The 25,332-nt window shown below is 73.5% G+C and carries 27 protein-coding genes; 13 read left to right on the top strand and 14 right to left on the bottom strand.

Annotated elements, in window-relative coordinates; translation table 11 throughout:
- Positions 1 to 66 precede the first annotated feature (66 nt).
- The gene (locus ACGFS9_RS08390) at positions 67 to 645 is read right to left on the bottom strand and encodes a fasciclin domain-containing protein (RefSeq protein WP_393251556.1); all 579 of its coding nucleotides are present in this window, start codon (positions 643 to 645) and stop codon (positions 67 to 69) included.
- Between the two features lie 406 nt (positions 646 to 1,051).
- On the opposite strand from ACGFS9_RS08390, the gene ACGFS9_RS08385 reads away from it, so the two are divergent.
- The 4 genes from ACGFS9_RS08385 to ACGFS9_RS08370 all read left to right on the top strand — a co-directional run bounded on the left by ACGFS9_RS08385 (position 1,052) and on the right by ACGFS9_RS08370 (position 3,960).
- Positions 1,052 to 1,432, top strand: coding sequence for a PASTA domain-containing protein (locus ACGFS9_RS08385; protein ID WP_393251555.1), 381 nt, complete (start codon positions 1,052 to 1,054; stop codon positions 1,430 to 1,432).
- Positions 1,433 to 2,037: 605 nt separating this feature from the next.
- Positions 2,038 to 2,784 carry a phosphotransferase family protein gene (locus tag ACGFS9_RS08380; protein WP_393251554.1) on the top strand — a complete coding sequence of 249 codons (747 nt, stop codon included), beginning with the start codon at positions 2,038 to 2,040 and terminating at the stop codon, positions 2,782 to 2,784.
- 167 nt (positions 2,785 to 2,951) lie between these two features.
- Entirely contained in the window at positions 2,952 to 3,305 is a 354-nt protein-coding gene (locus ACGFS9_RS08375; RefSeq protein WP_393251553.1) for a VOC family protein, read from the top strand.
- 205 nt (positions 3,306 to 3,510) lie between these two features.
- Positions 3,511 to 3,960, top strand: a complete 450-nt coding sequence (locus ACGFS9_RS08370; RefSeq protein ID WP_393251552.1) for an STAS domain-containing protein — start codon at positions 3,511 to 3,513, stop codon at positions 3,958 to 3,960.
- Positions 3,961 to 4,085: 125 nt separating this feature from the next.
- Here ACGFS9_RS08370 and ACGFS9_RS08365 read toward each other — a convergent pair whose 3' ends face one another.
- The gene (locus ACGFS9_RS08365) at positions 4,086 to 5,690 is read right to left on the bottom strand and encodes an ATP-binding protein (protein ID WP_393251551.1); all 1,605 of its coding nucleotides are present in this window, start codon (positions 5,688 to 5,690) and stop codon (positions 4,086 to 4,088) included.
- A 113-nt stretch (positions 5,691 to 5,803) separates the two neighbouring features.
- Here ACGFS9_RS08365 and ACGFS9_RS08360 point away from each other — a divergent pair, with 113 nt between their 5' ends.
- The 7 genes from ACGFS9_RS08360 (at position 5,804) to ACGFS9_RS08330 (ending at position 11,168) form a co-directional block, all read left to right on the top strand.
- Positions 5,804 to 6,586: a response regulator gene (locus ACGFS9_RS08360; protein WP_393251550.1), complete on the top strand. Its 783-nt coding sequence runs from the start codon at positions 5,804 to 5,806 to the stop codon at positions 6,584 to 6,586.
- Positions 6,587 to 6,808: 222 nt separating this feature from the next.
- Positions 6,809 to 7,648 carry an RNA polymerase sigma factor SigF gene (locus tag ACGFS9_RS08355; protein WP_393251549.1) on the top strand — a complete coding sequence of 280 codons (840 nt, stop codon included), beginning with the start codon at positions 6,809 to 6,811 and terminating at the stop codon, positions 7,646 to 7,648.
- A gap of 232 nt (positions 7,649 to 7,880) precedes the next feature.
- On the top strand, positions 7,881 to 8,348 hold the full coding sequence (locus tag ACGFS9_RS08350) for an ATP-binding protein (protein ID WP_393251548.1): 468 nt from the start codon (positions 7,881 to 7,883) through the stop codon (positions 8,346 to 8,348).
- A 68-nt stretch (positions 8,349 to 8,416) separates the two neighbouring features.
- On the top strand, positions 8,417 to 9,244 hold the full coding sequence (locus ACGFS9_RS08345) for an alpha/beta fold hydrolase (RefSeq protein ID WP_393251547.1): 828 nt from the start codon (positions 8,417 to 8,419) through the stop codon (positions 9,242 to 9,244).
- Positions 9,228 to 10,484 (top strand): PP2C family protein-serine/threonine phosphatase, encoded by a 1,257-nt coding sequence (locus ACGFS9_RS08340; protein ID WP_393251546.1) that lies wholly within the window; start codon positions 9,228 to 9,230, stop codon positions 10,482 to 10,484. The genes ACGFS9_RS08345 and ACGFS9_RS08340 overlap by 17 nt, the downstream gene beginning before the upstream one ends.
- Complete coding sequence (locus ACGFS9_RS08335; RefSeq protein WP_393251545.1) at positions 10,481 to 10,834, top strand: STAS domain-containing protein; 354 nt, start codon at positions 10,481 to 10,483, stop codon at positions 10,832 to 10,834. The genes ACGFS9_RS08340 and ACGFS9_RS08335 overlap by 4 nt, the downstream gene beginning before the upstream one ends.
- A 178-nt stretch (positions 10,835 to 11,012) precedes the next feature.
- Positions 11,013 to 11,168: a DUF6131 family protein gene (locus ACGFS9_RS08330; protein WP_393251544.1), complete on the top strand. Its 156-nt coding sequence runs from the start codon at positions 11,013 to 11,015 to the stop codon at positions 11,166 to 11,168.
- Here the strand turns inward: ACGFS9_RS08330 and ACGFS9_RS08325 are convergent.
- From ACGFS9_RS08325 to ACGFS9_RS08300, 6 genes are all read right to left on the bottom strand, one after another.
- A complete protein-coding gene (locus tag ACGFS9_RS08325) occupies positions 11,159 to 12,382 on the bottom strand; it encodes an RNA polymerase sigma factor (protein ID WP_393251543.1) in 1,224 nt (407 codons plus the stop codon). The genes ACGFS9_RS08330 and ACGFS9_RS08325 overlap by 10 nt on opposite strands.
- Before the next feature lie 8 nt (positions 12,383 to 12,390).
- Positions 12,391 to 12,798 carry a YciI family protein gene (locus ACGFS9_RS08320; protein ID WP_393251653.1) on the bottom strand — a complete coding sequence of 136 codons (408 nt, stop codon included), beginning with the start codon at positions 12,796 to 12,798 and terminating at the stop codon, positions 12,391 to 12,393.
- Between the two features lie 165 nt (positions 12,799 to 12,963).
- Positions 12,964 to 13,149, bottom strand: coding sequence for a CsbD family protein (locus ACGFS9_RS08315; RefSeq protein WP_393251542.1), 186 nt, complete (start codon positions 13,147 to 13,149; stop codon positions 12,964 to 12,966).
- A 467-nt stretch (positions 13,150 to 13,616) separates the two neighbouring features.
- Positions 13,617 to 14,048, bottom strand: a complete 432-nt coding sequence (locus tag ACGFS9_RS08310; protein ID WP_393251541.1) for an ATP-binding protein — start codon at positions 14,046 to 14,048, stop codon at positions 13,617 to 13,619.
- A 346-nt stretch (positions 14,049 to 14,394) separates the two neighbouring features.
- Positions 14,395 to 15,012, bottom strand: coding sequence for a TOPRIM nucleotidyl transferase/hydrolase domain-containing protein (locus ACGFS9_RS08305; protein WP_393251540.1), 618 nt, complete (start codon positions 15,010 to 15,012; stop codon positions 14,395 to 14,397).
- Positions 15,013 to 15,082: 70 nt separating this feature from the next.
- Positions 15,083 to 16,594: an MFS transporter gene (locus ACGFS9_RS08300; protein WP_393251652.1), complete on the bottom strand. Its 1,512-nt coding sequence runs from the start codon at positions 16,592 to 16,594 to the stop codon at positions 15,083 to 15,085.
- 317 nt (positions 16,595 to 16,911) lie between these two features.
- On the opposite strand from ACGFS9_RS08300, the gene ACGFS9_RS08295 reads away from it, so the two are divergent.
- Complete coding sequence (locus ACGFS9_RS08295; RefSeq protein WP_393251651.1) at positions 16,912 to 17,652, top strand: alpha/beta fold hydrolase; 741 nt, start codon at positions 16,912 to 16,914, stop codon at positions 17,650 to 17,652.
- A gap of 216 nt (positions 17,653 to 17,868) precedes the next feature.
- On the opposite strand, the gene ACGFS9_RS08290 is transcribed toward ACGFS9_RS08295, so the two are convergent.
- Positions 17,869 to 18,786, bottom strand: a complete 918-nt coding sequence (locus ACGFS9_RS08290; RefSeq protein ID WP_393251539.1) for an SGNH/GDSL hydrolase family protein — start codon at positions 18,784 to 18,786, stop codon at positions 17,869 to 17,871.
- Positions 18,787 to 19,047: 261 nt separating this feature from the next.
- Entirely contained in the window at positions 19,048 to 19,263 is a 216-nt protein-coding gene (locus ACGFS9_RS08285; protein ID WP_393251538.1) for a hypothetical protein, read from the bottom strand.
- A gap of 271 nt (positions 19,264 to 19,534) precedes the next feature.
- Between ACGFS9_RS08285 and ACGFS9_RS08280 the strand changes: the two genes are divergently transcribed.
- On the top strand, positions 19,535 to 20,092 hold the full coding sequence (locus ACGFS9_RS08280) for a pyridoxamine 5'-phosphate oxidase family protein (RefSeq protein WP_393251537.1): 558 nt from the start codon (positions 19,535 to 19,537) through the stop codon (positions 20,090 to 20,092).
- Positions 20,093 to 20,288: 196 nt separating this feature from the next.
- On the opposite strand, the gene ACGFS9_RS08275 is transcribed toward ACGFS9_RS08280, so the two are convergent.
- From ACGFS9_RS08275 to ACGFS9_RS08260, 4 genes are all read right to left on the bottom strand, one after another.
- Positions 20,289 to 20,504, bottom strand: coding sequence for a hypothetical protein (locus ACGFS9_RS08275; protein WP_393251536.1), 216 nt, complete (start codon positions 20,502 to 20,504; stop codon positions 20,289 to 20,291).
- A gap of 230 nt (positions 20,505 to 20,734) precedes the next feature.
- Positions 20,735 to 21,343 carry a sigma-70 family RNA polymerase sigma factor gene (locus ACGFS9_RS08270; RefSeq protein ID WP_393251535.1) on the bottom strand — a complete coding sequence of 203 codons (609 nt, stop codon included), beginning with the start codon at positions 21,341 to 21,343 and terminating at the stop codon, positions 20,735 to 20,737.
- 196 nt (positions 21,344 to 21,539) lie between these two features.
- On the bottom strand, positions 21,540 to 22,295 hold the full coding sequence (locus tag ACGFS9_RS08265; RefSeq protein ID WP_393251534.1) for a hypothetical protein: 756 nt from the start codon (positions 22,293 to 22,295) through the stop codon (positions 21,540 to 21,542).
- Between the two features lie 284 nt (positions 22,296 to 22,579).
- The gene (locus ACGFS9_RS08260) at positions 22,580 to 24,907 is read right to left on the bottom strand and encodes a heavy metal translocating P-type ATPase (RefSeq protein WP_393251650.1); all 2,328 of its coding nucleotides are present in this window, start codon (positions 24,905 to 24,907) and stop codon (positions 22,580 to 22,582) included.
- Positions 24,908 to 25,332 lie beyond the last annotated feature (425 nt).

Genomic DNA, 25,332 nt, shown 5'->3' with positions numbered 1-25,332 from the left:
CGATCTCCAGGGCCGGAGACCGGCGGGCTACCGCGCCGACCGCCCTGCGAGGTGTTGCCCTCGGTTCTACGAAGGCGGCATCAGGACGCTGTCGATCAGATACACCGTGGCGTTGGCGGTCTTGATGTTGCCGCAGACGATGTTCGCGCTGTCGTCGACCTTGTACGTGCCGTCCGATCCGTCGGTGGTGAGCTTGGCGCCCTCCAGTGTCTTGAAGGAGCCCTTCGGCAGCTGGTTCGGCGCCACGGTCTCGCCGACCACGTGGTACGTGAGGATCTTCGTGAGCTGGTCCTTGTTGGCGAGGATCTTCGCCAGGTCGGCCTTCGGGATCTTCTTGAAGGCGTCGTTGGTCGGGGCGAAGACGGTGATGTCCTTGGCGTTGTTGAGCGTGTCGACCAGGCCGGCCTTCTTGACCGCCGTCACCAGCGTCGACAGCGCCGGATTGTTCGACGCGGCCGTGGCCACCGGGTCCTGTGCCATGCCCTCAAGGCTGCCGGCCCCCTCTCTGGGGACGGACGAGCAGGCGGGCCCGAAGGTCCCCCCGTCGTCCGCGTGCGCGGCCGGGGCGAGCAGCCCGACGGACAGGGGCAGTGCGATCGCGGCGGCTGCCGCGGCGGCCGTGCTGATCATGCTCCGGGTGGCCATGATCGGTACCTCCTCGGGACGAGGGCTTCTCGGGAGCCCTTTCGTGGATGCCGGGCGTCACGACCGCGGACCCGCCCCCGAAGCGAGTCCGCGATACCGGCCCGGCTCGATCACACCCCTGATCCGAGGCGAGCCCGTCACCGGATGGGTGAAATGCCAGATTTTTTCGTTTTCTTCTTTTCTGGCGAGAAGTGAGGTCGCCGACGACGCACGGAAACGCGCCGGACGGCCGGCGGGGGCACCCGTCGAGGACGACCCCGGCTGGGGCCGGACCCGCACCATGCGGCGGGTCGGGCCGAGGAGCGAGGTACGCCGCGATGCGTATGGCGTGGCGCGCGGGGCGTCCGCCACCCTGATGTCCTGCACGCCCCGAATGTCCCGGGGCCCCACTGACGGGGAGTCCGCCATGCACCACCGCGTCCCCGGCGCGCCGCGCCGCGCCGCCCTCCCCCTCGCCGGCCTGCTGCTGGCGACCGCCGCCCTCACCGCCTGCAACGGCGCCGCCGACGGCACCGGCCCGCCCTCACCGACGGGAGCCACGGCCAGCCCCTCCCCGACCTCGACCCTTGGCTCCGGGCCCGCCGCCTCCCCAGGCGTCGTCCCCGACCTCACCGGAGACACCGTCGCCGAAGCCCGAAGCCGGCTCGCCGACCTCGACTACGGAATGGCCTTCACGGACGGCTCCGGCATCGGCGACGACTCCCTCGCCGTGACCGCGCAGTCACCGGCACCCGGGACGCGGGCCGCGTCCGGCACCACGGTCACCCTCACCGTGCCCGGCGACTGAGCCCCTGCGGTACCCCGCCGGACCGCACGACCCGCGCAAGGGCTCGGGCGGTCCGGCACGGCTTCCCTGACCAGCCCCGGCGGCGCCCGGCCGGTGGGCCGACCCCTCCGGAGGGCTCCACCGCGTCCCGCACCGAGCGGGTCCGCGACGGGCGGGAACCGGCCGGAATGCCTACAAGCGCCGGCCCGGGGCACCAGGCTTTCCGCGACACCGAGTGGTGCCGCTCCTCCGAAGGAAAGAGAGAGCCGTGTACATCGGACTCGGTACCGTCGTCCTCATCATCGTCATCGTCGCCGTCGTCATGATGCTGCGCCGCGGCTGACCCGCTACGCCGGGGAAGGGGGCCGCCCTCGAAGGGCGGCCCCCTTCGCGGTCTCAGCGGGCGGGCGGAGTCCGTCATCGCATCCGCGCCTCGGAGGAACCCCCGGCCCCGGTCAGGGCACGCGAGGCCCGGACCGGAACGCCCCGGCGGTGCACCGGAGACCGGCCGCGCCACGGGAGCAGGGGCGTACGGGCCCGCCGGGGACCGGCGCCCGGCCGGCCACGGCGGCGCAAACCGCAAAGTCAGGCGCCGTCCGTGGCCGCCACCGGGATACTGGTCGCCCATGGACGAAGTCACGGTCGTCGTCGCCCACTCGGAGCGCGCGACCCTCCGCGTCGGCGACATGTTCCTGAAGGTGGACGCCGATCCCGCGCGCATCGCCGTCGAGGTGGAGGCGATGTCCCTCGCGCCCGTCCCGACCCCCGAGGTCCTGTGGCACAAGCCGCAGGTGCTCGCCCTCGCCGCGCTCCCGGGGGCGCCGCTCGGCCGGCTGGGCGGACCGTCGACCGGATCGCCCGCCGCGTGGGCCGCGGCGGGCGCCGCCCTGCGCCGGCTGCACGACGCGCCACTGCCGCGCCGTGTCGGCCGGGCGGGGCGACACCCCGTCGACCTGGCCGCGGAACTCGACGCCGAGTGCGCGTCGCTGGTCGCCGGCGGCGTCCTGCCGGCCGACCTGGTCACCCGCAACCGCCGGGTCGCCCGGGCGGCGGTCCGGCCGTGGACGCCCGCGTTCACCCACGGCGACCTGCAGATCGCGCACGTCTTCGTCGAGGACGACACGGTGACGGGCATCATCGACTGGTCGGAAGCGGGCCGGGGTGACGCCCTCCACGACCTCGCCACCTTCACGCTCGGGCACGAGGACCGCCTGGACGACGTCCTCGCGGGATACGGCGCCGCCGTCGACCTCGACGTGATCCGCGGCTGGTGGTCGCTGCGCAGCCTGCTGGTGGTCCGCTGGCTGACCGAGCACGGCTTCGACCCGTTCGCACCGGGCTGCGAGGTCGATGTGCTGCGCGCCCGGATGTGAGCCGGCAAACCGGGAGAAGCCCCGCGAGCCGGCCCGCGGGGCCGGCGTCCCGCCCGGCCGCTCCCCCGGCCCGCTGACAAGCCGCCTCGTCCGGGCGGCGTCGGACCGGAACGGACACGCGGCGGGCCGGGGAGTGTCCTTCGGCCGCAGTCGTTAGGCTCGGCCCCATGACCTTGGAATGGGAGCAGGTGGTGGTCGACGCGGCGGACCCCGCGGCGTTGGGCAGGTGGTGGGCCGACGCGCTCGGCTGGACGGTGGTCGACGACTCGTCCGAGGAGTTCGAGATCCGTCCGGAGCCGGACCGCCTGCCGGGCCTGCTCTTCGTGCGCGGCACCGAGGACAAGACGGGGAAGAACAGGCTGCACCTCGACTTCAGACCCGAGGACCGGGACGCCGAGGTGGCCCGCCTGCTGGCACGGGGCGCCCGGCACACCGACATCGGCCAGGGAGAGCAGCCCTGGATCGTCCTCGCCGATCCCGAGGGCAACGAGTTCTGCGTGCTCGGGCCGCGCCGCGGCTGAGCACCGACGGCGCACGGATTTCGCGGCGGCAGCCGACCAGCGCGTTCAGGGACGACCCGCCGATCCGTGGCGCTCGGTGGCGTGTGACGCTCCTCGGGGCGTACACCACCCGGGCGAGGGACGATTTTCGCCCGGTGGAGCGGATCTTCCGTACAGCCGGGTGATCACCCGCACCCCGGGCTCGGGCCCGCCGGTTGATCATGGCGTGAGTACCGCGAGCATCCTTCCGATACTGACCGATCCGAGCGCCGCCGGCGGCGTCACCGACCGCGCGGAGGAACCGGGCGCGGCAACGCCCGGCGACATAATCATCCGTTCCTGCACCACCCTCGACCAGTCCCTGCGCATCGAGCTCCAGGGCGAGATCGACCACCACAGCAGCCTGCCGCTGCGGGCGCTGCTGGCCTCGGCCGCCGCGTCCGGATACGTCCGTCTCAGCCTCGACACGCGGCATGTCGTGTTCGCCGACTCGGCGTTGCTGAACGTGCTGGACAACTGGAGCCGCTGCCACCGGCGGCTCCGGCTCGGCCCCCGCTCCCCCGCCGTGCAGCGTCTGCTGGACGCCGCACGTCCGGTCGGCGGTGCCGCACCGCGGAGCAGGGCGGCCGGAGCCCACGGCCCGGGCCTCGGGCGGCATCGAGGCCCGCGCCGCTGAACGGGTGTCAGAACGCGCCGCAGCGGTGCCCGTGCGGCCCGCTCGGCGCGTCCTCGGCATCCGGCGGGGGGGCGGGGGGCGGCGTCCGGTTTCGGACGGCGCTTCCCGCGCCCCCGGCGGGGCGGTCAGCCGGCCGGCGTGACGTCGCGCGCCTCCCGCGCATCGGCGTCGCCGAGCCCCGCCTCCGGCGGTTCGCCCGCCAGCGTGAAGGTGATGCGGGTGCCGTCCCGGTAGTCGGGGTCCACACCGATGGTGCCGCCGTGGAACTCGACGATCTTCTTGCACATCGCGAGCCCGATGCCGCTGCCCTGGTAGGTGTCCTTGGTGTGCAGCCGCTGGAAGATCACGAAGACCTGCTCGGCGTACTCCGGGTCGATGCCGATGCCGTTGTCGGTCACCGCGAAGCGCCACAGCTCGCCGTCCCGTTCGGCCGAGAGGTGGATCGCGGGGGACTCGCCGGGGCGGCGGAACTTGACCGCGTTGCCGATGAGGTTCTGCCACAGCATGGACATCTGGGTGGGGTCGGCGACCAGGGTCGGCAGCTCGTCCCGGGTGATCACCGCGCCGGACTCCTCGATACCGACACTCAAGGCGGACAGGGTCCGCTTCACGACGGCGCCCAGGTCCACGCTCTGGAGGGCGTGATGGACGCGGCCGACGCGGGAGAAGTCGAGCAGGTCGTTGATCAGCACCTGCATGCGGTTGGCCCCGTCGACCGCGAAGTCGATGTACTGGTCGGCCCGTTCGTCGAGCTGCCCGCCGTAGCGCCGCTGGAGCAGCTGGGTGAAGCTGGACACCTTGCGCAGCGGTTCCTGGAGGTCGTGCGAGGCGACGTACGCGAACTGCTCCAGCTCGGCGTTGGAGCGCTTGAGGTCGGCCGACTGGGCGTCGAGGCGCAGCCGGGCCTCCTCGCTGAAGTCCAGCTCGCGCACCAGGCGGCGGCGCATGCTCTCGAACTCGCCGCCGAGCCGCCGCAGGTCGGCCGGGCCGATCGGTCTGATGGGGTGGCCGAAGTCGCCGTCGGCGATGGTGCGGGCGTCGGCCCCCAGCCGCTCCAAGGGCGTGGTGATGCCGCGGCGGAGCGCTTCGAAGACGATCACGGCGAGCACGACGATGAGGCCCGCGATGGTGGCGAAGACCGCGTTGCGCAGGCGCATCGTGGACGCCAGATCGGACCGCGCCCGGACCCGCTCCTCACGGAGCCGGTCCTGCTGGGCGGTCATGGCCGCCCGGATCCGGTCGAAGTCCTTCTTCCCCGTGGCGGCGCGCCGGCTCGCCTCGGGCGAGGGCGCTCCGGGGGGTGTGGCGGCGACGGGACGGGCGATCTTCGCCTGCCAGGTCCCGATCTCGTCCTGCACGGTCTTCAGGTCGCGCAGGGCGGAGGCGTCGCCGCGCAGCAGTTCCACCAGCCGGGCGGTGTGGACCTTCTGGTCGGCGACGCCCTCACGGTAGGGGGCGAGGAAGTCCGGTGTGCCGGTGAGGCCGTAGCCGCGGATGCCGGTCTCCTGGTTGAGGACGGCCGATTCGAGGCGGATCGAGGTGGTCAGCGCGGGCGACCTGACGTCGACGAGATCGCTGCTGAGGGAGGCCGTCCGCCCGAGGATCCAGGCTCCCGTCACCCCGAGCAGGCCGAGGACGGTCAACGACACCGCCACTCCCACCTGAAGCCACCGCCGGGTCGTCCAGGTGGACAGCCCCCGCGTGTGCGGCAGCCTCTCGTCGCCGGTCATCCTGTGACTCCTCCGTCGTGATCGCCGTCATGGAAGCGGCGCAGCGCACACTCTAGAGGGCTTTCGACAACGGTTGTTGTCGCGGGGGCGGTCAGGGGCCTAATGTGCCGGGTATGCCTGGCAAGAACTTCGTCGTGCCGACCACCCCGCAGGAGACGGCCGCAGTCGCGGACGCCGCGGTCGACGAACTCGCGCGGCGCATCGCCCACCGGTTCATGGACGATCCCCCACCTCCGCCGACACCCGACGATCCCACGCGGGCACTGACCCGTCTGCACGTGCTGACCCACCTCCAGCGGGCAGCCGAACGCCTCCAGCGTGAAGCGGCGGCGGACGCCGCCCGTGCGGGCGCCGGATACCCGCAGATCGGCGAAGCATGCGACATGACACGGCAGGGCGCCCGGCGCCGCTGGCCCGGACTCTTCCACCACTCCCCCGAAGCACCCACGGAGCGACCGATGATGACCACCCCCACTCGTCCCTTCGACGTCCTGCTCGTCGAGGACGACGTCGCCGACGCCATGCTCATCGAGGAGGCTCTGTCCGAGCGCGGGACCCGCAACCTGGTCCAGGTCACCGACGGCGTCGCCGCGCTGGAGCACCTGCGCGACCCGGACAGCGTGCGGCCCGACCTCATCGTCCTGGACCTCAACATGCCCCGGATGAACGGCCGCGAGCTGCTCCAGGTCCTGAAGACCGACGACGAGCTCCAGACCATCCCCGTGGTGGTCCTCACGACGTCCTCGGCCCCCGACGACGTGGCCGGCGCCTACAACAGCCACGCCAACGCGTACGTGACCAAGCCCGTGAACCTGTCGGAGTTCGAGCAGGCCGTCCAGAGCATCGACGCCTTCTACCTGGAGACGGCCACCCGCCCGCCGCGCAGCGAGAGCTGAGTCACGGCGCCGGGACGGCGGTCTTCTCCCCGCACCGGTCCTTCGGGTCGTCGGCGGGCGCCCCGGACCTCGACACCCGAGGTCCGGGGCGCCCGGTGGTACCGGGACCGCCTCTCGTTCGAATATTCTGGTGTGGACGTCTCAGGGCGGGGTAACCGCCCAATGCGTCGGCCACGAGCAGCCGGCGGTACGGGGGCCGACGCAGTAGGGAGGGGATCTGACATGACGGTGACCGCAGTGACGGAAGCACACAGGGCGGCGCTTCCGGAGGTGACCGACCCGTCTCGGGTCACTCCGAAGGACGCCCGCGAACTGTCGCGGCTGTTCTTCGACCAGCTCGCCGTTCTCGAAGAGGGCACGCCCGAGTACCAGTACGCGCGCAACACCCTCATCGAGATGAACATCACCCTCGTCCGCTACGCGGCCGCGCGCTTCCGCAGCCGCAGCCACGACGAGATGGAGGACATCGTCCAGGTCGGCACCATCGGCCTGATCAAGGCGATCGACCGGTTCGAACTCACCCGCGAGGTCGAGTTCACCTCCTTCGCCGTCCCCTACATCGTCGGCGAGATCAAGCGCTTCTTCCGCGACACCAGCTGGGCCGTGCACGTCCCGCGCCGCCTCCAGGAAGCCCGGATCCAGCTCGCCAAGGCCACCGAGGAACTCCGCAGCCGACTCGGCCGGACGCCCACGGTCAAGGAACTCTCCCAGCTCATGAGCCTGAGCGAGGAAGAGGTCAACGAGGCGCGGCTCGCCTCCAACGGCTACACCTCCTCCTCCCTCGACGCCACCATCAGCTCCAGCAACGACGGCGAGGCGGCGCTCGCCGACTTCATCGGCTCGGACGACAACGCCCTGGAACTCGTCGAGGACTTCAACGCGCTGGCCCCGATGATCGCCGGGCTCGACGAGCGGGAACGCCGCATCATCCACATGCGGTTCGTCGACGAGCTGACCCAGGCGCAGATCGGCGAGCACCTCGGGGTCTCCCAGATGCACGTCTCGCGCCTGCTCAACCGCACCCTGGCCAAACTGCGCGCCGGCATGCTCAGCACGCAGTGAGCGACCGCGGACGGGGCGGTCCGCGGAACCACGGATGTCAAGGCGTTCGCCTCTCGGGGTGAACGCCTTCTCCGTGTCCGAAGACGCGGGTGCCGGGGGGGGAAGCGTCTCCGCCGCGGGCCGGCCGGTCCCCCCGGCGAGGCATCGGGGAATCCACCGGACGGGAAACGTGCCCGGGCGCGCGTACGCGCCGCCTGCGGGGGTAGTCGGCGAAGGACGAAAGCGGGCGCACATGGACCGATCATCCGGCGTTGTCGACGTGACGAGGGCGGGCACGCCTCCCTCGCCGGAGACATCACTCGACCTGGACGGCGACGGTACGCGCATCTCCCAGGCCCGTCGCATGGCGGCGGACTTCCTGGCGGTGGTGCGGGACACGCGGGGGGTGCCGGTGACGACGGACACGGTGGAGATCGTCCAGTTGGTCGTCAGCGAACTGGTCACCAACGCCCGCCGACACGCACCCGGCCCGGCCCGCCTGCGTCTGCAGGCTGTCGACGGCGTGCTGCGCATCGAACTCTCCGACGGCAGCTCCGTCCTTCCGACCGCCCGGGCGATCGATCCGGACCGAGTGGGACAACACGGCCTGGAGATCGTCACCGCCCTCGCGCAGTGCCTCACCGTCGAGCGGACGGCCACCGGCAAGCGTCTGACCGCCGACCTGCCGCTGGCCCGGACTCCGGCGGCGAGCGTCCGCTGAACGGGGCCGTGACGCGCGTCCCCCTCGAAGCGGCGCCGTGGACCGCACGAGACTGCGAGGATGGCCCCATGGACGTGCTGCGCAGGAACCATGTCACGGTGACCGGACGAGCAGGTGCGCCCGTGGTGATGGCGGCACACGGATTCGGGTGCGACCAGAACATGTGGCGGCTGGTGGCACCGGCTCTGGAGCGCGACTTCCGTCTCGTCCTCTTCGATCATGTCGGAGCCGGGAGATCGGATCTGTCCGCGTGGAGCCCGAGTCGGCACGCGACGCTGGACGGCTACGTCGACGACGTGCTGGAGCTGTGCCGGGAACTCTCCCTCGGCCCGGTGACCTTCGTGGGGCACTCGGTGAGCGCGATGATGGGCGTACTCGCGGCCGCTCGGGAACCCGACGCCTTCGCCGGGCTCGTGCTCCTCGCGCCGTCGCCCTGTTTCGTGGACGATCCGGAGACCGGGTACCGAGGCGGTTTCAGCGCCGACGACATCGACGAACTCCTCCAGTCCCTGGAGGCGAACTACCTGGGCTGGTCGGGCGCGATGGCTCCGGTCATCATGGGCAATCCCGAGCGGCCCGAGCTGGGCGAGGAGCTGACCAACAGCTTCTGCCGCACCGACCCGGCCATCGCCCGGGTCTTCGCCCGCGTCACGTTCCTCGCCGACAACCGGGCCGATCTGGCATCGGTGCCGGTACCCACCCTGGTGGCGCAATGCTCCAGCGACGCGATCGCTCCTCCGGAGGTCGGTGCCTTCGTGCACGCCCGAATCCCGGGCAGCCGCCTGGTCACGCTGAACGCCACCGGCCACTGTCCGCAGCTCGCCGCACCGGAGGAGACCGCTTCGGCGATCGCCACGTTCACGAAGGGGCTGCCGGACCATGGGCAGGCGTACTGACCTCCCCGGGGAAGGCCCGGGGAGCGGACCTGTGGACGAGACCACCCAGTTCGACGCTCTCCTGAAGGAGAGCGTCGAGGACCTCTACGAACACGCGCCCTGCGGGTATCTGTCCACCCGGCTCGACGGGCGGATCGAGAAGGTCAACACGACGCTGCTGAACTGGCTCGGCCACCGCCGTGAGGACCTGCTCCACCGCAAGCACTTCTCCGACCTGCTCACCGTCGGGGGCCGGATCTACCACGAGACCCACTACGCACCGCTGCTGCGCATGCAGGGAGAGGTCAGCGGCATCGCCCTGGAACTCAGGTCCGCCGACGGTTCCCGGCTGCCCGTACTCGTCACGTCGACGGTCAAGTCGGGTCACGACGGACAGCCCCTGCTGATCCGCACGACGCTGTTCGACGCCCGCGACCGCCGCGCGTACGAGACGGAACTGCTCCGCGCCCGCACGGTGGCCGAGCAGGAGCGCGAGCGCCTGCAGAATCTGGCCACCACCCTGCAACAGACGCTGCTTCCGCCCACGCTGGCCGACGTGCCGGGTCTGGAGGTGTCGGCCTACTACCACATCGCCTCCGCCGACCAGGTCGGCGGCGACTTCTACGACCTCTTCCCGCTCGCGGCCGGCACCTGGGGCCTCTTCATGGGAGACGTGTGCGGAAAGGGCGCCGCCGCCGCGGCCGTCAGTTCGCTCGCCCGCTACACGCTGCGCGCCGCCGCGGTCTACGACCCCGATCCGGCAGCCGTTCTGGACAATCTCAACACCGTCCTCAACCACGAGTACAACGGCAGCGACCCGCGCTTCTGCACCGTCGTCTTCGGCCTGCTGACGCCCGACCCGGAGCGCGGCGGTTTCGGCGTCACCCTGGCCGGCGGCGGCCATCCCCCCGCGCTGCTGATGCGTGCCGACGGCAGCGCGGACATCCTGCCGACACCCGGCGGTCAGCTCATCGGAGCCCTGACCGACGCGCACATCGCCACCACGGCCGTGCACCTCGCTCCGGGAGACACCCTGCTGCTCCACACGGACGGCCTCACCGAAGCCCACACGGGGGCGCCCGAGGGCCGCTACGGCGACGACGCCCTTCTCACTTTCACCCGCGCCCTCGCGCCCACGACGGCTTCGGACGCCGTCGACGCGGTCCGCGACCTGCTCGACACCTTCGGCACCGGCGTGGACGACGACACCGCCGTCCTCGCCATCCACGTGCCCTGCATCCCCAGTGGAGAGCAGCTGTGACCCATCTGATCCTCAGCACACATCACCATGCCGCGGGCTCCGTCATCGAACTCACCGGGGAACTCGACTTCCACAGCGCGGACCAGGTGCGCGCCCAGCTCGCGGGCCTCGTACTACCCCCGGGCGGGCAACTCGTCCTCGATCTGGGCGGCATCACCTTCTGTGACTCCACCGGGATCACGGTGCTCATCGCGGCCCGCAACTGCGCGCTGGCCACCGGCGCGGGCATCGCCCTCGCCGCGGTGCCGAAGGCGGTCAGCCGCGTCTTCCGCATGGTCGGGCTGGACCAGGTGTTCCCGTCTCATGCCACCGTGCAGGCCGCGCAGGCCGCCTGGCAACCCACCGGCTGAGCGGTCGTGCCGATGGCGCGGTCCGGGGCCGCGCATCGAGGCGGGCCGCATGAGGGCGACATGACCACCGCCACCACCGCGGCCGAGGAGAACCCGGCGTGTTTGCGCCGCCACGGTGCGGGCACTCGGGTCTCAGACGGGGGCGCCTCCGGACGACGCCCCGGCACCGGAGGACGCCATGATCATTCTCGGAGTCGTGCTGCTCGTCATCGGTCTCCTGACCGGAATCGGGATTCTCTGGACCATCGGCGTCATCCTGCTGGCCGTGGGCGCCGTGCTCTGGATTCTCGGAGCGGTCGGGCGTGAGGTGGGCGGTCGCCGCCACTACTGGTGAGCGCGGCCACCGTCGGCCCCGCTGTCGCCCCGCACTCCCCCGTCGGTCTCGGGCACGCCCGAGCGCCGGCGGGTCGGGCGGGTCGCGTTCAGACGCGCCGCCTGCCGCGTCAGGTGGTCGCGCTCGGCGACGTTGGAGGCCAGGGATGCGGCCTCGGTGTAGAGCCGTATCGCCGTCTCCCGGGCGCCGTCGCGCTCGTGCAGGTGCGCGGCGACGGCCGCGTGGCGGGGCAGGCCGGAATCCAGCTCCGCGAGTGCCGCCAGCCCGGCCCGCGGGCCGTCCGCCTCACCCACGGCAACGGCCCGGTTGAGGCGGACCACGGGGCTGTCGGTCAGCCGGGCGAGTTCGTCGTACCACTCCACGATCTGCACCCAGTCGGTCTCCGCCGCGGTCGGCGCGTCCGCGTGCAGAGCGGCCACGGCGGCCTGCGCCTGGTACTCGCCGAGCCGGTCGCGGGCCAGGGCCGCCTGTAGGATCCGCACGCCCTCGGCGATCATCGTGGTGTCCCAGCGGGTGCGGTCCTGGTCGGCGAGGATCACCAGGCTGCCGTCCGGCGCCGTCCGCGCGGCCCGCCGCGCGTGGTGGAGCAGCATCAGGGCGAGCAGCCCCGACACCTCGGGATGGTCCACAGTGCCCGCGAGCTGCCGGGTGAGGCGGATGGCCTCGGCGGCGAGGTCGACGTCCCCGGAGTATCCCTCGTTGAACACGAGATAGAGGACCCGCAGCACGGTCGCGACGTCGCCGGGCCGGTCGAAGCGGACGCGGGAGACGGTGCGCTTGGCCCGGCTGATCCGCTGCGCCATCGTCGCCTCCGGCACCAGGTAGGCACGGGCGATCTGGCGGGTGGTCAGGCCGCCGACGGCCCGCAGGGTCAGGGCGACGGCCGACGACGTCGTCAGCGAGGGGTGCGCGCACAGGAAGTAGAGCCGCAGCGTGTCGTCCACGGCCGGGGCGGGACCGGGCGGCGGTTCCTCGTCGACGCTCTCCTCGCGCCGGCGGCGGGCGGTGTCCGCCCGCGTCGCGTCGAGGAACTTGCGCCAGGCGACCGTGACCAGCCACCCCTTGGGGTCGCGCGGCGGGTCGGCCGGCCAGCCGCGGACCGCCTCGATCAGTGCCTCCTGCACGGCGTCCTCGGCCGCCGCGAAGTCGGCTCCGCGGCGGACGAGGACACCGAGCACCTCCGGGGTGAGGCGCCGGAGCAGCGCTTCGTCCATCGCGGAGGTCACTCCGTGGTGCAGGGGTGCGCGCCCAGGAAGGGGCGGAGCTCCAGCCACTCGTGGATCGGCCTGCCGCCCGCGCCCGGCGCCGCCGACAGTTCCCCGGCGAGTTCCACGGCCCGCTCGTAGGAGTCGACGTCGATCACCATCCAGCCGGCGATGACGTCCTTGGTCTCCGCGAACGGTCCGTCGGTCACCGGTGGACGGCCCTCGCCGTCGTACCGGACGAACGCCCCTTCGGGGGCGAGCGCCTGGGCGTCGACGAACTCGCCGGTCTTCTCCAGCCGGGCGGCGAAGTCGTTCATGTACTGCAGGTGGGCCGAGATCTCGTCCGGCGTCCACTCGGTCATCGGGACGTCGTTGACCGCGGCCGGGGCGCCCCGGTAGTGCTTCAGCAGCAGGTACTTGGCCATGGTGCTCTCCTCCGTCGTGGTGCGATCCATTGTGGTCGCGTTCACTGCCGGGACGGCGCCGGCGGCGCGTTCTCGACACGACGGGGCGAGGTTCTCCGGACCGCACCGCGAGGGCGGCTCCCGATCCTGGCCGGGAGCCGCCCTCGCGAGCCGGAAGGGCCTCGGCTACCGCTCGTCGCGGAGGGCGTCGCGGGCACCGGCGGCCTTGTCCCGGGCCTTCTCGGCGACCTCGCGGACGTCGCCCTTGGCCTGGTCGGTCTTGCCCTCGGCCTGCATGCGCTCGTTGCCGGTGGCCTTGCCGACCATCTCCTTGGCCTTGCCCTTGGCCTTGTCCATGGAACCCTTGCCCATGATCACTCCTTGTTCGAGGGGGGTGGTACCCGAGTCACGCTAAGGAGGGGCGGCACGCGGCGCATCCGGAGCGGAGCCCGTCGGGCGGCACCGGCGCGAGGGCGTGATGCGCTCGGGGCGTCCCGTCGGGTCGCCGCCGCCCGTGCCCGGCGGTCGACGAGGCCGGTCCGTGCCCGACACCGCCCGTGCGGCACCCGTCCGGTCGCGGTGCCGTGCGTACCCCCCGGGGGGCGAGTTCCCGCCCCGGGCCGAGGGGGTCTCCCGCTGGGCCGTTCGGGGCACGGGTGTTCCGGCCGGGAGTCGGGGAGCGGAGGCCGGTGCGCGACTCCCGGCACCGTCGTGACAGCGGGGCGGGTCGAGCACGGAGCACGGGCCGCGGTCGGACCGGGCCGGTGCCGCGGGGCTGGACGGCTCGCGCCTCCGCCGGTGCACGCGGGGGAGCCCGGGACGCGGACGGCTACCGGCCGCTACTGGAGCGGGCGGTCCACCAGGTCGCCGCCGGGCACGTCCCGCAGGGCGATACGGGCCGTGATCCGCTTGCCCACCGCCTCCCGGCGGACCTCGAAGCTGTCGGCAACGGCTTTGACGATCTCCAGGCCGTGCTGGCCGATCCGGTCGGGATCGGCTGCGCGTGCCACCGGCAGCACCGGATCGCTGTCCCACACCACCACGTCCACCGTCACCTCGGCGACGCGCAGTTCCATGAGTACCGGACCGGGGGCGTACTTGCGGGCGTTCGTGACCAGCTCGCTGACCACCAGTTGCGCCATGCCGAGGGCACGCGCGGATACGGGCAGCCCGTGCTCGGTCTGCGCGCGTGCCAGAAAGGCCGCCGTCAGCCGGCGGGCCTCGGCGATACTTCCCCCTTCGCCGTCCAGTGCGACGGTCTGCCGCAACACCGGTGCGCCTGGCACCTCTTCGTCTTCATTTCCGGAAACCGGCCCCAATGCATTCAACTTTCGACCCCGTGTACAGCGCCTCGTGCGCATACCCGCCCACTTGCATTACACACCCTTGGCCCCGGGCATCCACCAGGAGGATGCCCGGGGCCACACCGCCACGGAGGCCATCGAGGCACGTCCCACCGCAAAAACCCGCACAGCCGAGGAGAACGGGACAGAGGGCGACAGAGCAGCGCGGAGTGGTCGGCCGTCCGCGGGGTGCCACACGGCGGGTGGTGGCGGACGGCCGACCCGCACGACGGGATCGACCACGCCGGCCGGGGACGCCGACGGCACGGCAGGGTCAGAGGCCGGCCAGCAGGTGGTCGAGCGGGGCGGGGACGCGGTCGGGATCGAGCGCCTCGACGAGGACGCGACCGTACGTGATCTTGCGTCCCGACCGGGTGCCGAAGAAGCGGCGCAGCCGCTGCCGGTCGGTCCGGTGCCGCTGCTCGGGCTGCCGGAGGAAGGTGGCCAGCGGGCGCTGATCGCCCTGGGCGCGCACGAGTTCCTCCACCCGGGTCACGCCGAGGGCGCGGACGAGCTCGTCCTCCAGGTCGGCGGCACACACGGAGATGCGCTCGGACGGCACGCCAACGGCCGCGAAGGCTCGCTCGTACCAGCCGCGCTCCGCCTCGTCGCACCCTCCCAGGAGCCGCAGCCCCAGCCCCGGGGGCCCGAGGAACCGGGCGAAACGCCCGACGTTCATGGCGCCGCCCATCGACAGGAGGCAGACCCCCTCGGCCGCGAGATCCCGCCCCCGGATCGCGGCCAGCGCGTCGACGGCCGCGAGATCGCTCTTGCCCTCGAGCAGGACGACGGTCCGTACGCAGAGTCCTTCCGCCGCTTCACGTGCGGGCCCCGCGGGGCCCCGGGCCGCCCAGGCGGTGACGGCGTCCCGGAACGCGTCCATGTCGGTCACGCGATGAGTCTGCGCCCCTTCCCGCGCCGGCGGTACGGGTTTTCCGGGCGGCTGGGGAGGCCGTCCGGGATCACCTGGTCGGCTCGGCCGGACTGTCGTCGCCCCCGGGCCGCCCCGCGGCGATCTCGTACAGCTCCTTCGAGGTGGTGACGAGCTCCAGCTGCTCCTCCCGGGAGCCGACCATCGGCTGGGAACCGTTGAGCGGGACCTGCGCGCTCTCCGGCATGAACCTGACGGTCACGAGTCCGATGGCCCCGGCCAGCATCAGGTAGTAGGCGGGCACGAGATCGTCGCCGGTGACGTTCACGAGGGCCTCGGTGACCAGCGGGGTGGTGCCGCCGAAGGCCGCCACCGCGATGTTGAAGCCGATGCCCATCGCCGCGTACCGGACGGCCGTGGGGAACAGCGCCGGCAGCGTGGCCGCGCTGGGGGCCGCGAAGAAGGCCAGCAGGGTGGCGAGGAGCAGGACGCCGCACAGCGACGGCGCGAAGGCGTCCCTCTTGATCAGTTCGAACGCCGGGACGGCGAGCACGATCATGGCGGCCGCGGCGACCCCGTAGACCGGCCGTCTGCCGACCCGGTCGCTGAGCCGCCCGATGAAGGTGATGAGCAGGACGATCCACACCATGCCGATCAGCACCAGCAGGTCGGCGCGGCTGCTGGAACGGTTCAGCGTCTCTGTCTGGTAGGTCGGCAGGAAGCCGGTCACCATGTAGTTGGTGACGTTGTACAGCAGGACCAGGCCCATGCAGACGAGCAGCGGGCGCCAGTGCTCGGTGATGATGGTCTTGAACTCGGTGCCGGCCGACTCCCGGGCCATGCTCGTGTCGTGTGCGTCGAGCTGCTGCTGGAAGGCCGGCGACTCCTCCAGCCTGAGCCGCATGTACAGGCCGATCACCCCCAGCGGCCCGGCGATCAGGAACGGCAACCGCCAGCCCCAGGCGATCATCTGGTCGTCGGTGAGCGCGAGGTTCAGCACGGTGACCAGGGCCGAGCCGAGCGCGTAGCCGACGAAGGTGCCGAAGTCGAGCCAGCTGGAGAGGAATCCGCGGCGCCGGTCCGGCGCGTACTCGGCCACGAACGTGGTCGCGCCGCCGTACTCCCCTCCGGTGGAGAAGCCCTGCACCATCCGGGCGAGGAGCAGCAGGATCGGCGCGGCGATGCCGATGGTGGCGTAGCTCGGGATGAGGCCGATGACGAAGGTGCCCATCGACATCATGATCATGGTCGTGGCGAGCACCTTCTGCCGGCCGAGCCGGTCGCCGAGCGGCCCGAAGACGAGACCGCCCAGCGGGCGGACCACGAACGCGGCGGCAAAGGTGGCGAAGGAGGAGACGACCTGCGCCCCGGGGGACGCACCGGGGAAGAAGACCTTGCCGATGGTGGCGGCCAGATAGCTGTAGACGCCGAAGTCGAACCACTCCATGCAGTTGCCGAGGGCCGAGGCCCCGACCGCGCGCCGCAGCAGCGGCCCCTCGACGACCTGCACGTCGTCGGCGCGGAAGGCGCGCCGGTTGCGCCGGAGTCTGCGGACGAGGTCCTCGCGCACCTGCCGCGGGAGTCCGCCGGCCGCCTTCGGCAGCCGCGCCGGGCCGGGACGTCCCGGCGTGCCTCGGGGCGCTGACTCGCCCACACCGCCACCCTCTTTCGTGATCTTCGCTTCTGCGCATCCTGTGCCAGAGAGCCGCCCGCCGCACGGCAACCCGCCGCGGTCGCCGCTCCGAGGTGCGCCCCGGCCGGCGCCCCACCCGTCGGTGCCGGCCCGCCCGGCGCCGGCCGGCATCGACGGGTGGGGCGGCACCGGTCGCCGCATACTGGCAGGGATGCTCGCCGCGCGAGCGGTCACGTCGCGACGGGAGAAGGCCCCAGCCCATGGCGACCGGACGAACGGTGGCGCTGATGGCGAACTTCCTGCTGGTCCACGGGGCCATGCACGGCGCCTGGTGCTGGAGGCGGGTCCGCGACGCGCTGTCCGACCGGGGGCACCGGGTCTTCACACCCAGCCTGACCGGGCAGGGGGAGCGGGTCCGTCAACTGTCCCGCTCGGTGGGCGTCTCCACCCACGTCGACGACCTCACGGACCTGCTGTGGTACGAGGACCTGCGCGAGGTCCACCTGGTGCTGCACAGCTACTCCGGCATCCTGGCGGGCCCCGTCGCGGAGCGCGCGGCGGGCCGGCTGGCCGCTGTGGTGTGGCTGGGTGCGTTCGTCGTCCGGCCCGGCGAGTGCCTCCTGGACGTCGAGCCCCCGGAGGTCGCCCGGCGCTATCGCCGGCAGGTGGCCGAGGCCGGCGACGGCTGGTATCTCCCGGCCGACCCGGCGTTCCTGTCGCAATGGGGTGTGCGGGACGAGGAGCTCCGCGCGTGGGCCGGTCCGCGGCTCACCGACTTCCCGTTCCGCTGCCAGACGGAACCCGTGCACTTCGCCCCCGGCCCCCTCGCCGCGCTGCCCCGGTGCTACGTCCGCCACACCGGCCCGCCGCTGAGCAGCCTCGACACGTCGTTCGCCACGGCGGTCGAGCAGGGCAGCGCCGTGCGCAGCCTGGCCACCGGTCACGACATGATGCTGGAGGCCCCCGAGGAGACGGCCCGGCTGCTCATGGCCGTGGCCGAACCGGGCCCCCCGGTGCCCGGACCCTAGCTCTCCGGGCACCGCGAGCGCGGGTCGGTGTCAGGCGCCGCGCGGCGCCCCGGTCCGGGCCGCACCGGACTCCCGCCGCGCCGGTTGCGCCGCGCATGGTCCGTGGTCCCCGTAGTCCGTCGCCCGGCACGGTCCGCGCGTGCGTACCGGCCCGGAGGGGACGCCCGGACGACGGCCCCGCGCACACCCGCACGGGGCCGTCCGGTCGCGGCGGCGTCAGTGGTGCCGGGCGTGGCGGCCGAGCGTCCCCGCGAGGGCCCGGGCCATGGCCTCCTCGCCCTTGGCGTTGGGGTGCGCGGGCGCGGCGGGCGCGGTGGGGCGCAGCGGCTCGATCCAGCGGTCGGCGGGCGCCTTGCACATGTCGTGGCCCACCGTGGGACCGTACGTGTCCACGTAGTCGGCCCGGTTCAGCAGCGCGACCGCGCGCAGCATGACGTTGAGGCGCTTGCCGGTGTCCCGCAGGTAGGGGAAGTCCTTGGCGGCAAAGGGGACCGTCGGGTAGCAGCCCGATCCGTCGTCGGGGAGGAGGTCCGGGTAGCCGACGACCACCACGCGCGCGTGCGGCGCCCTGGCGTGCACCGCGCGCAGCACCCGGGCGACCTTCGGCGCCGTCTGGAGAATCCTGAGCGTCAGCTGGTCGTAGCCCCCCGACCCGTAGTAGCGGCGGCACGGGTCACCGGTGAGGTCCGTCGCGCTGAGCCCGGCGCAGGTGCTGATGATGGACCCGAAGCCGACGTCGTTCCCGCCGATCTGCACGGTGACGAGGTCGGTGTCGCGCCCCACCGCGTCGAGTTGGGGTCCGTTGGTCCCCTGGGCCTGCCACATCTCGGCGGTGGTCGCGCCGCCGCAGCTGACGTCCCTGAACGACGCCACTGCGCGCTCGTGCGCGGTGATCGACGGATAGTTGTGGTCGGACCGGGCGCAGTTCGCGTCCACCTGATCGGGTATCAGGGGTCCGGAGGTGTAGGAGTCGCCCAGGGCGACGTAGTCGGTGCGGGGTCCGCCGTGCCGCTCCCCCGCCGCGGCGGAGGCCGTGCTCGTGGCGCCGACGGTGAGCGCGCAGCTGCTCAGCACGGCGAGCGCCGCGGCGGTGCGTCGCCGTGCGGTCGTACCCGGACGCGTCCGATGGATCATGATGCCCCTCCCCTGAAACCCTGACCGTCCATGGAAACGGGCAACGGCGGCCACGGCGCACGGAAAGGCCCGGCGGCGCCCGGCCGCTCGGCGGCTCGTGCCCGGCGGACCCAACGTCGCCTGTATACCGGCCAGTAGGCCGTTGCACCAGCGGTCGGACGAACTCCGGTGACACAGAAGCCGACACCCGTAAGCCGCGACGCCGTCCGTGCACCCGTGCGCGCTGCGGCCCCGTCCGTCCCGGGCGGGCCAGGCGCTCCGTCAGTGGTCCCAGACCCCGGGACCGCCGCCCCGCCACTCGATCCACTCCGCCGTCCGGATGTCGGAGGGCTCCACGTCCTCCATGCCGGCCCGGCGCAGGAACTCGGCGATGTCGAGGAACGTGTAGGCCATGCCGACGAAGCCCTGGTGGAGGCGGACTCTGCGGCCGCCGTCCGCGGTGGGCGGGTAGACGACGACGGGCTGCTCGCTGGACATGCCCTCAGGGTGCGGGCGCCGGGGGCGGCGCGCATCCGCAGTGACGGGCCGGCTGGCCCGCACGGGGCGGGGCGGCCCCGGGCCGGGCAGCGGCGGGCGGCGCCGGGCCGCCCCGTCCGGACGCGTGGAGCGGGACACGCCGGCGGCCGGCATCCGGACGCCGGCGGGTCCGGCCGGGCCGTCCGATCGGGGGTGGAACACACTCCGGACGGGCGATGCCGATGACTTCCGTCCGGGGAAGGGGTCGACAACAGGAGAGAAAGGAGTTCCCATGCCGACGCAGGAATCCGGGCAGCGGCCCGTGACCGAGCTCGACGCCCGCTACAGCTCGGCGCTCACGCCGCGCCCAGGAGCGGCGGAGGTGACCGCCACCGACTGGGCCACGGCGCGGCGGATGCTGGCCGCCGCCGAGATCTTCCAGCTGTCCACGGTCCGGCCCGACGGCCGGCTGCACGTCACGCCCGTGATCGCCGCCTGGCACGACGGCAGGCTGTACTTCTCCACCGGACCCTCCGAGCAGAAGGCGAGGAACCTCGCCCACGACGGACACTGCGCGCTGACCACCGGCGGGAACGCGCTCACCGAGGGGCTCGACCTCGTGGTCGAGGGCACGGCGGAGCACGTCTCGGAGCCCGCGGTCCTGGAGGAGGTGATCACGGCCTACGAGGACAAGTACGGGGCGCACATCACCTCTGCCGAGGGAACCTTCCACGGTATCGGCGACGCCATCCGCAAGGGCGCGGCACTGGTGTTCGGCGTGGCCCCGTCGACGGCGTACGGATTCGGGCGGGACGACGGGGTGTACAGCCATACGCGCTGGTCGTTCTGAACCGGTGCGGGCGACGACCGCGTCCGCGCCGGCGGTGGCGGCCGGGCGCGGCGCCCGGCCAGCGCCGAGGACGACCTCGCCGGCGGTCGGCGGCAGGAGGCCGGGCCCTCTCCTCCGCCGCCGAGCCGCCCGCACGGGACGCCCTCGGCCCGGGGCCACCCGTGGTCGTCCGTCCGCCGTCCGTGCGGGTGACCGTTCAGGCGGTGGCGACGCCGTCGAGCTTTCCGGCCTTCGCCTCCTGCACCAGCGAGGCGAACTGGTCGGCGCTCATCTGGACGCGCTGGCCGAAGTCGTCCGTGAGCAGGACGCGGCGCTCGGCCGGCGCGGCCGGGTCGACGAACAGTTGCGGGCAGCCGCAGTCGCAGTCCCCGCAGAACGTGGCCAGCGGCTCCAGCCCGGTGATGTCGGTCATGGTCGACTCCCTTTCGCGAGGCTCGCGGCCGCGGTGTCTCGATCACCGGGCCCGGTGCTGCCCAGGGCATACCCGGCGACCGTGCCGCCACCCTCCGGTGTGCCGGACGGCGGGGGCACGGTCCGCCGGGTCCGTGCGCCCCTCCACCCCCGGTGCTTCCGCTGCCGGAATCGCCCGGGAACCGGAGGGGCGGGATCGACGACCACCTGGGGAGGGCGTCGGCCGTGGTGTCAGGCCGCCGTGCGGGACGCGTCGTCGGCCTCGGCCAGCAGGCGGCCGAGAGCGGCCCTGGCCCGGCCCACCCGGGAGCGGACGGTCCCGATGGGGCAGCCGATGCAGCGGGCCGCGTCCTCGTAGGAGAGTCCGGCCACCTGGGTCAGCACGAACGCCTCGCGGCGGTCGCCGGGCAGCGCGGCCAGCAGGTCCAGCAGTGCGATGCCGTCGTCGAATCCCGGCAGCCCGCGGGGCTGGACGCGCTCCACGACCGCCTGCCAGTCGGGTGTGTCGGCCGGCCGGGGCCGCGCCGCCGCGCGGCGGAAGCTGTCGGCGACCGCGCGGCGGGCGATGGACAGCAGCCAGGTGCGTGCAGACGCCCGGCCCTCGAAGCGCGGCAGGCTGTCGAAGGCGCGGACGAAGGTGTCCTGGGCCAGGTCCTGGGCCGTTTGGGGGTCTCCGCTGAGGTGGGCGACGTACCGCAGCACGTCGCCGTGGAGGGCGCGGACGAAGTGTTCGGCGGCGTGCCGGTCGCCGTTGCGTGCGGCCAGGGCCCAGGCGGTGGCGGCGGCGTCCGCCGCGGCGCGCTGTGTCCCGGGAGGGACGGGCAGGACGGATGTGGTCACGTGATGTCCTTCTCGGATGTCGTCGGGAGCGGCGTCGCGTGAAGCGGCGCCGCTCTCCGGTCCAGGGGGGTGCGCCGTAAGTGGGGGTACGGCGATGTCCGGGGCTCGTCACGGGGCAGGCGGCCGGGCCCCCGGTGGTGCGGGGGCGTCGGCGGCGGGAGTGCCGCGTGGGTGGGCTCCGGTGGATCCGGCTGTCTCAGCGGACAGCGGCACCCGTCGGAGGCCCCCTGGAGGTGACGGAGTAGCAGAGAAGGAATCGGGCGAGGGACGTCCGGTGTGCGGGGGTGCGGCGCCGCCGGTGCAGGGGCCGGTCGCCCGGCGCGGGGAGCGCGAGCAGCATCCGCAGGGGTGCGGACAGCCGTGCGGCGGCGGTCCGCAGCAGCCGGAAGACGGCGCGCTCTCCGTGGGCGAGCCAGATCCCGCACGCGAGTGCCGCCAGCAGGTGGGCGGCGGGCATGCCGAGCGAACCGCCTCCGCCACCGAGGACGCCGTGCAGATGGGCGGTGCCGTCGGTGCCGTGCAGCATCCCTCCCCCGCCCATCGACCCCCCGCCCATCGACCCCATGCCCATCGGGTCCATGTGCATCGGGCCCGCATCCAGGAGCCCCGCGCCCGTCCGGCCCGTGGGCACGGGCTCCGCAAACGGGTCCGTACCGGATCCCGGGAGGACCGGCCGGCCGGAGGCCGTCGCGGCGGTCATCGACTGGCCCAGCGCGAAGGTCTCGTGGAGCGTCGCCTGGGCGACCACCACGACGGTGACGACCAGCGCGGTCCCGCGCTCACGCCCGGCGAGGAACCAGCCCGCACCGCCGGTGGCCGCGGCCCCGGCCGCCAGCGTCCAGCCGGGGACCGATGCCCCGGACATCATCACGTGGCCCAGGGCGGCGAGCAGAACGCAGACGGCGGCGAACATCCCGGCCCGCGCCGTGCGGCACCACCCACCGACCGTCATGACGTGCCCATCTTCGCACCAGCGATCCGTTCGACAACAAGGGTTACGGCCGTGCGTCCGAGGGGGCCTCACCGAGCTGACGGTGACTCACGTCACAGGGGAGGCCGGGAACTCGACGGGCGACCGTCACGCCTACGAGAACGAGAACGCCCCGGGGCACGTCACGAGGTGCGCCCGTCGAGGGGCACGCCCCGCCTGCCCGGCGGCACCCGCCGTCGCACGGCGGCCGAAGGGCACGACACCAGGCGAGACGGCAGATGGCGGTCCCGGCACGGCAGACGGGCTCATGATGCCGTGTCGGGACGGCTCGTCGCGGACGCGGTCGACGGCGCGCACGCTCCGTGCCGCCCGCGGCCGGGACGTGCCGCGGTGGGCCGGACTCCGCCGGGGGTGGCGGCCGGACGGCGCCGCACGGTTCCGGGCCGCCAGGCGCGCAGCCGCAGGCTGTTGCCCACCACCAGCACGGAGCTGGCGGACATCGCGGCGGCGGCCACCATCGGGGTGAGCAGCCCGGCCGCCGCGAGGGGCACGGTGACGAGGTTGTAGCCGAAGGCCCACACCAGGTTGGCGCGGATCGTGCCGAGGGTGCGCCGGGCCAGCAGCACCGCGTCGACGAGTGCCTCGATGTCGCCGCGGACCAGCGTCAGGTCGGCGGCGCCGATCGCCGCGTCCGCCCCGCCTCCCATGGCGATGCCGAGGTCGGCGCCGGCCAGCGCGGCGGCGTCGTTCACGCCGTCCCCGACCACGGCCACCCGGCAGCCGGCATCCCTCAGCCGTCGGACCAGGGCGGCCTTGCCCTCCGGCGAGCACCGGGCGTGCACCTCGCCGATGCCGAGGGCAGCCGCCACGGCGCGGGCGGGCGCCTCCCGGTCGCCGGTGGCGAGCACCGGGCGGATGCCGAGCCGTCGCAGCCGGTCCACCGCCCGGTAGCCGCCGGGCCGCAGGACGTCGCCGACGGCTACGAGCGCCTCGGGCCGGCCGTCCACGAGGAGCAGGACGGGGGTGTGGGCCGCGCTCTCGGCGTCCGCCAGGGCGGCGGCGAGCGGCGCGGGCAACTCACCCTCGGGTGAGCGTAGTTCGACATGGCGGCCCTCCACCCGGCCCCGCACCCCGCGGCCGGGAAGGGCGGCGAAGTCCTCGACGGCGGGCAGGGCCGGGCTGCGGCCCGAGCGACGGGCGTAGGCGGCGACGGCTCGTCCGAGCGGGTGCTCCGAGCCCTGCTCCACCGCGCCGGACAGGCGCAGCGCGGCCTCCCGGCCGATCCCGTCGGGGGTCACCGTCAGCCGCGCGACACTCATGTGACCGGACGTCAGCGTGCCGGTCTTGTCCAGCACGACCGTGTCCACGTTCCGGAGCGCCTCCAGTGCGTGGGCTCCGCCGACCAGCACGCCCAACTGGGCTCCCCGGCCGGTGGCGGCCATCAGGGCGGTCGGCGTGGCGAGGCCCAGCGCGCAGGGACAGGCGACGACGAGTACCGCCACACAGGCCGTGACGGCGGCCTGCGTCGGGGCGCCGGCCCCGAGCCGGTATCCGAGGACGCAGACCGCCACGGCGAGCACGACGGGGACGAAGACTCCGGCCACCGCGTCGGCGAGCCGCTGCGCCCGCGCCTTGCCGGCCTGCGCGTCTGTCACCATCCGGGTGATGCGGGCGAGCCGGGTGTCGGCGCCGACGGCGGTGGCCCTGACCAGGAGCAGCCCGCCCGTGTTGAGGGCTCCGCCCACCAGGTCCGAGCCGGGGTGCACCTCGACGGGCTCGCTCTCGCCCGTCACCAGGGACAGATCCACGGCGGAGCCGCCCTCGACGACCCGGCCGTCGGTGGCCACCCGTTCACCGGGGCGGACGATGAACTCCCGGCCCACGCGCAGCGCCTCGACGGGGATCGAGCGCTCGCCGTCGCTGTCTCGTACGGACACCTCCTTCGCGGCCAGTTCCGCCAGGGAACGCAGGGCCGCCCCGGTGGCGTGCCGCGCACGGGCCTCCAGGAACCGCCCGGCGAGCACGAACAGCGGGACGCTCACGGCCGCTTCCAGGTAGAGGTGCGCCGTTCCGTCCGACACGGAGGGCAGCAGCTCGAAGGACATGCGGGTCCCGGGGTCGCCCGCTCCCCCGGCAAGCAGCGCGTACGCCGACCAGGAGAAGGACGCGGTCACGCCCAGGGAGACGAGGGTGTCCATGGTCGCCGTGGCGTGCCGGAGACCTCTCAGCGCCGCCGCGTGGAAGGGCCGGGCGCTCCAGACCGCCACCGGGGCGGCGAGGGTGAAGCATAGCCACTGCCAGTCGCGGAACTGCAGGGACGGCGTCATGGACAGGAGCAGCACCGGGAGGGCCAGCAGGGCGGTGACGAGCAGGCGTTGGCGTTCGCTCCGGGCCGCCGCGGCGTCCGGCGCGCCGGTCCGTTCCGGTGCGGGAGGCTCGTCGTCGAGCGCGGGGGACGGGGGCGGCGCCGCCTGGTAGCCGGCCTGTTCGACCGCGGTGACCAGGTCCCCCGGTGTCACGTGGTGGGGGTGTGTGACGCGGGCGAGGCCGGTGGCCAGGTTGACGGTGGCGGTGACACCGGCCAGCCTGGCCAGCTTCCTCTCCACCCGCCGGACGCAGGCCGCGCAGGTCATGCCCCCGACGACGAGGTCGGTGACCGCCGGAGCGGTCGTCGGCCCGGCCGTCACGACCCACCGTGCCCGCGGGTCGTGACGGGCGTGCCGCCTCCCTCGACCGCTCCGCCGCCCCTGTGGCCGCGTCCGGTCCCGTGCCCGTGGCCAGGCCCGTCGCCGGCCGCATGCCGGGCTCCGGGGCCGGTTTCGGCGCGCATGCCGGGCCCGACCGGTCCCGCGGCGCACCCGATCGCGTACGCCCCGCAGAACGCGAGCGCGAGCAACAGCAGGAAGCCGCAGAGCGCGGGCGGGACCGCGCCCCGGCGCGGCATGGCCTCCGGGGCGTGGGACGGCGGTCGGGACTCGGCCATGGTCGGTCTTCCTGATCTTCTCGAACCCTGCACGACGGGTGGCGGTCGAGGTGCCACACCGGTCGAGAAGTCGGA

This window comes from Streptomyces sp. NPDC048566 (assembly GCF_043199735.1).
Lineage (GTDB): Bacteria > Actinomycetota > Actinomycetes > Streptomycetales > Streptomycetaceae > Streptomyces.
This window is presented reverse-complemented; position numbering and strand designations above follow the sequence as displayed.